The following is a 7,601-nucleotide window of genomic DNA, read 5'->3' as shown; positions in this document are numbered from 1 at the left end:
CCTGTCACAGACACGCTCATCGAGGCCGGGCGGGCGCTCACAGCCTGCCCCCAGGCCCGGTTCGGCTCGGCCTGCATGGTGAAGTGCAGCTCGCCGCCGGCAACGATTTCAGCGTGGCGCAGGAACACCCGGTCCAGCGGCTTGCCGTTGAGGGTGACGCTGCCAACGTAGGGATGGGCGTCATCCAGCGGCTGGGCCGTGACCTTGAAGGTCTTGCCGTTGGACAGGTGCAGGGTCGCGCTGCTCACGAACGGCCGCCCGATGGCGTACTCGTCGCTGGCCGGCGTCACCGGGTAGAACCCGATCGCCGTGAAGATGTACCAGGCCGACATCTGGCCCAGGTCGTCATTGCCGGCCAGGCCATCCGGGCGGGTGGCGTACTGACTGTCCATGATCTGCTTGAGGCGCTTCTGCGTCTGCCACGGCGCGCCAGCGTAGTCGTAGAGATAGGCCAGGTGATGGCTGGGCTCGTTGCCGTGCGCGTACCAGCCGATCAGGCCGGTGATGTCCTCGACGTTGGCGAAGTGCGATTTGTCGACCTTGGCCTCGAACACGCTGTCGAGCTTGGTCACGAAGTTCTGGTCGCCGCCCATCGCCTTGATCAGCGCCGCCACGTCCTGCGGCACATACCAGGAGTACTGCCAGGCGTTGCCTTCGGTGTAGTCGCTGCCGTAGCCGGCCGCATCCGGGTTGAACGGCTCGCGGAAGCTGCCGTCCGTCTTGCGCGCACGCATGAAGCCGGTCTTCGGATCGTATGCATTGCGCCAGTTGCCGGCGCGCTTGTCGAAGGTGGCGGCAATTTCCTTGCGACCCATTGCCTTGGCCATCTGCGCCAGCGACCAGTCGTCATAGGCGTATTCCAGCGTCTTGGAGGCCGCTTCCGGCTCCTTGTCGATGGGTACGTAGCCGAGCTTCATGTAGTCGCCCAGATCGCCATAAGGCGCATAGGTGGCGCTGGCCACCATCGCCTTCAACGCCGCGTCGGCATCGAAGCCACGCACGCCCTTCACATAGGCGTCGGCGATCACCGGCACGGCGTGGTAGCCGATCATGCACCACGTCTCCAGGCCCTGGTACGCCCACACCGGCAGGATGCCGAACGGGCTGGTTTCGCGCGAGGCGATCAGCGAGCGGATGAAGTGGCTGCTGCGCTCGGGCATCAGCAGCGCCATCAGCGGCTGCTGCGCGCGGTAGACATCCCACAGCGACCAGGTGGAGTGGAATTCGAACTTGCCGTTCTTGTCGACGGCCTCGTGCACGGCGTTGTCCGCGCCGCGGAACTGGCCATTCACGTCCATGCTGAGCGTGGGCGACAGCAGCGCGTGATAGAGCGAGGTGTAGAAACCGACGCGCTGATCCTTGCTGCCTTCCACGTCGATCGAGGCGAGTGCCTTGTCCCACTGGCTGCGGGCTTCGGCGCGGCGCGCATCGAAATCCCAGCCCTGGCCTTCGGCATCCAGATTGGCGATGGCGTTGGCTTCGCTCACCGGCGAGATGGCCACCTTCACGCCGAGCGGCTGCTTGAGCGCACCGAAGTCGAACACGCCAACGAGGGCGCGGCCGCTTTGCGCATCGTGGTCTTCCGGTTGATAGCCCGGGCCCTTGAAGCCCTTATAGGGGATGTCGGTCTCGCGGTTGTACAGCGTGCGCGCCTGCATCGGCTGCGAGAAACGCATGGCGAAGCAAAGCTCGCGGCCCGGCGCCCAGCCGCGCGTGGTGCGGCAGCCGGTGACCGTGCCGTCGTCATGCACGCGCAGGCTGGACCACAACACCTTGCCGGCGTAGTCGTAGATGCTCGGGCGCAGATCCAGCAACAGATGCGCCGGCTTGCCAGCCGGGAAGGTATAGCGGTGCCAGCCGATGCGACGGCCCGCGGTCAGCTCGGCGCGCACGTCGTAATCGCTGAGCGTCACCGCGTAATAACCTGCCTGCACCACTTCCGTGTCATGGCTGAAGCGGGAGCGGTAGCCGCTGCCCGGCTTGGCCGGGTCGCCCTGCTCCAGGCGCACGTCGCCGGCAATCGGCATCACCAGGACGTCGCCCAGGTCCGAATGGCCCGAGCCGGAGAAATGGGTGTGGGAGAAACCGAGCAGGCTGCTGTCGCCGTACTGGTAGCCGGCGGCCCACTTATAGGCGTGCTTGAAGTCGGGCATGGCCGAATCCGGCGACAGCTGGATCATGCCGAACGGCACCGTGGCGCCAGGAAAAGTATGCCCGTCGCCGCCGGTGCCGATGCGGGGATCCACATCGACCGAATGCCCCTCGGCAGCCCGCACGCAGGCCGGCGCAGCCAGGGAAATCGACACCGCTGCAGCCAGCAAAGTGGGCAGCCATGCACGGAAACGCGAATTACGCATAGAATTCCCCGAAAGAGTGGATTTGAATCGTTCTAATTTCGCCTGACGCTAACATCTCTGCAGGCATCGTTGCATGCTGCGTCGCGCCATCGAAATCGGTTCCGTTCGTGCGCGGAGGCAGGTACCTTTGGATCGTTCCAATCAACCCAGGCCTGCGATGGAAAGCCAGACCCCGGTCGGTAGAAAGATCACACTCAACGACATCGCAGCCGGCTGCGGTGTGTCCCGCGCCACGGTTTCCCTGGTGCTGCGTGGCAGTCCCCTCGTGAATAAGGTTACCCGGGCACGGGTCGAGGAAGAACTGCGACGCCAGGGATACGTCTATAACCGGGCCGCGGCCAACCTACGCCGGCGTACGTCGTCGAGCGTGGCCCTGGTCATCAACGAACTGGCGAACCCGTTCTTCGCCGAGTTTGCTGCGGGCGTCGACGACGCGCTCGGTACAGCCGGTTTCGTCACCCTGCTCGGCAGCTCCGGCGATTCGGCCGAGCGCGAACATGCCGTGCTCGGTTCGCTGATCGAACACGGACCAGGCGGCATCATCCTGTCGCCCGCCGAAGACAGCGAAGCGCGCAAGGTATTGGCCGCCGTGGGCACCCACACCCCAGTGGTGCTGTTCAACCGTGAACTGGGCGGGGAGCTGCCGGAATACGCGCACTGGGATCGCCTGATGCTCGACAACGAGCGCGGCGCCCGCCAGGCCACCGAACATCTGATCGCGCAGGGCCATCGGCATATCGCCTTTTTTGGCGGCCATGACCATGCCAGCTCCACCCGCGAACGCCATGCGGGCTATACGCAGGCCATGAACGCGGCCGGTCTACCGGTCGAGTCGCACTGGCGCGTGCAAAGCACGCCCACGCGCATGGATGCCGCGCGCGCCGCAGGTTCTCTGTTCGAAGGCCCGGGCTCCGCGCCCACCGCCGCGGTTTGCTACAACGACGCCGTGGCGCTGGGCCTGATGCTCGGCCTGCACCAGCATGGTCGACAGGCGGGCCGCGATTTCGCGGTGACCGGCTTCGACGACATCGCCGAAGCCTCGATGAGCATGCCGTCGCTCACCACGCTGTCCACTGCCCCGCGTGCACGCGGACGGCAGGCGGCCGACATGCTACTCGCTCGCCTGCGCGATCCGCAGGCGCCTTCGGGCACCATCATCGCGCCGGTGGAACTGGTCGTGCGCGAAAGCAGCTGTCCTCTTTCCTGACCCACGGATTCCGCATGGCCTTCGCAGCACCACCCATTCAGTCGGCGACCACGTCGTCGACCACCGGTTCGACGCGCTACACCGACTATCCGATGGCGATGGCGGTCACCACCACGATTTTCTTCATGTGGGGTTTCCTGACCGTCCTCAACGACATCCTGATACCGCATCTCAAGACCGTGTTCGAGCTGAACTACGCACAGGCGATGCTGGTGCAGTTCACCTTTTTCGGCGCGTACTTTTTGATGTCGCTGCCGGCGGGGCGCCTGGTCGCCGCGCTTGGTTACAAGAAGGGCATCGTGGCGGGCCTGACCATTGCTGCCGTGGGCGCGTTCGGCTTTTGGCCGGCGGCGCTGCTGCATTCGTATGCGGCCTTCCTCGCGGCGCTGTTCGTCTTGGCCACCGGCATCACGGTGCTGCAGGTCGCAGCGAATGCGTATGTGGCGCTGCTCGGTCCCGAACGCACCAGCTCCAGCCGCCTCACGCTGGCGCAGGCGATGAATTCGCTGGGCACCACGCTGGGCCCCTGGTTTGGCGGCCTGCTGATTCTTTCCGCCGTTGCCTTCACCGTGCCCGACGCCGTGCGCAAGGCGCCGGAAACCGTGCAGCTGGTGCAGACGCTCAACGATGCGCCGCCCGCGCAGGCGGTTGAGGCGATGCGTCAGGCGCCGCCGGAACGTCTGGTGGCCGCGTTGAACGATGCCGCCGCGACGGCGCTCGATCGCCTGCCCGCGACCGACGTGGCCGCAAGCATTGCGCAACTTCCGCAGGATCAACTGCCGCACGCACTGGACCGGCTCGCCGGCGCCCCGTTGCTGGCCACGCTTTCTGCGCTGTCGCCGCAACAGCTTGCCGCGTTGCCGTCGGCCAATCTTGCTCAGGCGCTGGACAAGCTCGCTTCTTCGCATCTCGATGCCAGCGGCGATGCCCAGTTCGCCAAGGTGCGCGCGAATCTGACGCCGGAGACCGCACAGCAACTGGCCAGCTATCGCCAGAAGCAGGCCGAGCTGGTGCAGAAGCCGTATCTCGGCCTCGGTTGCGCCTTGCTGGTACTGGCGCTGGTGGTGTGGCTGTTCCGACTGCCGCCGCTGACCGAGTCGACCGAAGCGGCCGACACCACGCATCACACGCTGATGGACGCGCTGCGCCACAGCCATGTGTTCTTTGGCGTGCTGGCGATCTTCTTCTACGTGGGCGCGGAAGTGTCCATCGGCAGCTTCCTGGTGAACTACCTGTCGCTGCCGGAGATCGGCCACATGAGCGAACTGCAGGCAGCGCACTACGTGTCGCTGTACTGGGGCGGCGCGATGGTCGGGCGCCTGGCCGGTTCGGCCCTGCTGGTGATCATCAACCCGCGCAAGCTGCTCGCCGTGTTCGCCGGTGTCGCGGGCCTGCTGGTGCTCACCACCATGCTCACCCATGGCGACGTGGCGATGGTCAGCGTGATCGCGATCGGCCTGTTCAACTCGATCATGTTCCCCACCATTTTTGCGCTCGGCATCGAACGCATGGGTCCGCTCACCGGCAAGGCTTCGAGCCTGCTGATCATGGCCATCGTCGGCGGCGCGCTGCTGCCGCTGGCGCAGGGCGTACTGGCCGACCACATGGGCATCCAGCACGCTTTCATCCTGCCGCTGCTCTGCTACGGCTACATCGTGTTCTACGGTCTGCGCGGTTCGCTGGTTCGCGATCCCGTTGTTCCCCAACATTGAGTCTTTGTCGATGTCACGCACCATCCTCTGTTTCGGCGAAGCGCTGATCGATTTCCACAGCGAAGGCGGCGATGAAGCCGGCTTCCCCCGCAGTTTTGTGCCTTACGCTGGCGGCGCGCCCGCCAATGTGGCCGTCGCCGTCGCGCGTCTGGGCGGCGATGCGGCGTTTGCCGGCATGCTCGGCAAGGACATGTTCGGCGATTTCCTGCTGGCCAGTCTTCAACGGTTCGGCGTGAACACCGATGGCGTTGCGCGCACTGACGAAGCGAACACCGCGCTTGCGTTCGTGTCGCTGGATGCCCACGGCGAGCGCAGCTTCAGCTTTTATCGCCCGCCGTCGGCCGACCTGCTGTTCCGCCCCATGCATTTCCATGCGGACAGTTTCCGGGGCGCCGCCGTCTTCCATGTCTGCTCCAACAGCATGACCGATGCGGCGCTCGCCGAGACCACGCGCGAAGGCATGCGCCGCGCGCATGACGCCGGCGCACTGGTGAGCTTCGATCTCAACCTGCGTCCTGCATTGTGGCCGCGGGATGTGGAGCCACGCCCGCTGTTGTGGCCGGCTCTTCATCTGGCCGACGTGGTGAAACTGAGCGCCGAGGAATTCGCCTGGCTCGCCGTCGACGGCGAGGAAGCCACGCTGGAAAAGCTGTGGGAAGGACGCACACGTCTGGTCATCATCACCGATGGCCCGAAGGCCCTGCGTTGGTTCCATCCGGATGTGGAAGGCGAGCTGCCGGTATATGCCGTGCCTGCCGTGGACACCACGGCCGCGGGCGACGCCTTCGTGGGCGGCCTGCTCTATCAGCTGGCCAAGCTCGAACACAGCGACGACCGCATCGACCACCTGATCACCGAACTGCCCCGCCTGCATGCAGCCCTGCGCTTCGCAGCGGCCTGTGGCGCACTCACCGTGACGCGCCAGGGTTCGTTCTCGGCCATTCCCGATGAAGCCGAAGTGCTCAACTTCATGGAGACGTACGCATGACCACGACGCCTGATTTCCGCAGCGAGGCGTTTCTGCGCGAACACATCGCGACCACGATGGCGTTCTACCACCCTCATGCGATCGATCCCGCCGGTGGTTTTTTCCACTACTACAAGGACGACGGCACGATCTACGACCGCAGCCATCGTCACCTGGTAAGCAGCACGCGCTTCGTCTTCAACTACGCGATGGCGTACAACGAGTTCGGCAACCCCGAATATCTCGATGCCGTGCATCACGGCCTGCGCTATCTGCGCGAGGTGCACCGCAACCCCGCCACGGGCGGCTACGCCTGGACCATCCGCGATGGCAAGCCGGAAGACACCACGTATCACGCGTACGGCGTGGCCTTCGTACTGCTCGCGTACTCGACCGCCAAGAAGGCCGGCGTGCACGAGGCCGAAGCGTGGATGGACGAAACCTGGGAGCTTCTGGAACAACGCTACTGGGATGCCGACGCCGGCCTCTATCGCGACGAAGCCGACGAGCACTGGCACTTCAGTGATTACCGCGGCCAGAACGCCAACATGCACATGTGCGAGGCGATGCTCGCCGCCTATCAGGCCAGCGACGAACCGCGCTATCTGGARCGCGCGCTGGAGCTGGCCGACCACATGACGCGYCGCCAGGCAGCCAAGGCCGATGGTCTGGTGTGGGAACACTATGACGTGAACTGGAACGTCGACTGGAAATACCACCTCGACAATCCCAAGCATCTGTTCCGCCCATGGGGCTTCCAGCCCGGCCATCAAACCGAATGGGCGAAGCTGCTGCTGATCATGGAGCCGCTGCTGCTTGAACGCGGCATCGAAAAAGACTGGCTGGTGCCCACCGCCAAGCACCTGTTCGACACTGCACTCGCACGCTCGTGGGACAACGAATACGGCGGCATGGCCTACGGCTTTGCGCCTGACGGCGAAGTCTGCGACGACGACAAGTATTTCTGGGTGCAGGCCGAATCGCTCGCTGCGGCGGCGCTGCTGCATGCACGTACGGGCCTGGCTGAATACGATGCTTGGTACGAGAAGCTGTGGGCGTATGCGTGGAAGTATTTCGTCGACCACAGGTATGGGGCGTGGTTTCGCATTCTTACTCGTGACAATCACAAGGTTGATGACGAGAAGAGCCCTGCCGGTAAGACCGACTATCACACCATGGGCGCGTGTTATGAGGTGATCGCCCTGGTGCGTGAGGGTGGGGTTCCGTAGGGAAGATCATACGGAGCCCCCGATAGGCGCGAGCCACATCAAGAGCCCGACAGTGTGCGGCACTGCCGTCCGTCCTTTTTGTAGGAGCGCACTTGTGCGCGACCAGCCTACGAAGCGATACACCGCAGC

The 7,601-nt window shown here is 64.8% G+C and carries 5 protein-coding genes; 4 read left to right on the top strand and 1 reads right to left on the bottom strand.

The features are described 5' to 3' along the window. Positions 1-2,357: GH92 family glycosyl hydrolase (locus tag AC1DMG_RS17820; RefSeq protein WP_477180849.1), on the bottom strand; the 2,357-nt coding region annotated here is incomplete at its 3' end. A 157-nt stretch (positions 2,358-2,514) separates the two neighbouring features. On the opposite strand from AC1DMG_RS17820, the gene AC1DMG_RS17815 reads away from it, so the two are divergent. From AC1DMG_RS17815 to AC1DMG_RS17800, 4 genes are read left to right on the top strand one after another with little or no spacing between them, the layout of a single operon-like run. Beyond that, positions 2,515-3,564, top strand: a complete 1,050-nt coding sequence (locus AC1DMG_RS17815) for a LacI family DNA-binding transcriptional regulator (protein WP_441605351.1) — start codon at positions 2,515-2,517, stop codon at positions 3,562-3,564. Between the two features lie 14 nt (positions 3,565-3,578). Continuing rightward, complete coding sequence (locus AC1DMG_RS17810; RefSeq protein ID WP_477176298.1) at positions 3,579-5,276, top strand: sugar MFS transporter; 1,698 nt, start codon at positions 3,579-3,581, stop codon at positions 5,274-5,276. 4 nt (positions 5,277-5,280) lie between these two features. Continuing rightward, complete coding sequence (locus tag AC1DMG_RS17805) at positions 5,281-6,264, top strand: carbohydrate kinase family protein (protein ID WP_477176299.1); 984 nt, start codon at positions 5,281-5,283, stop codon at positions 6,262-6,264. Continuing rightward, entirely contained in the window at positions 6,261-7,472 is a 1,212-nt protein-coding gene (locus tag AC1DMG_RS17800; protein ID WP_441605354.1) for an AGE family epimerase/isomerase, read from the top strand. Before AC1DMG_RS17805 ends, AC1DMG_RS17800 begins: the two co-directional genes overlap by 4 nt. The last annotated feature ends 129 nt before the right edge of the window (positions 7,473-7,601 follow it).

Source organism: Dyella sp. 01N36 (assembly GCF_056399745.1).
The sequence above is the reverse complement of the archived record's forward strand: the minus strand, read 5'-3'. Positions and strand labels throughout refer to the sequence as shown.

Coding starts and splice junctions, on each gene's coding strand:
- AC1DMG_RS17815 (WP_441605351.1), top strand. CDS start 2,515: ATGGAAAGCCAGACCCCGGTCGGTAGAAAGATCACACTCAACGACATC.
- AC1DMG_RS17810 (WP_477176298.1), top strand. CDS start 3,579: ATGGCCTTCGCAGCACCACCCATTCAGTCGGCGACCACGTCGTCGACC.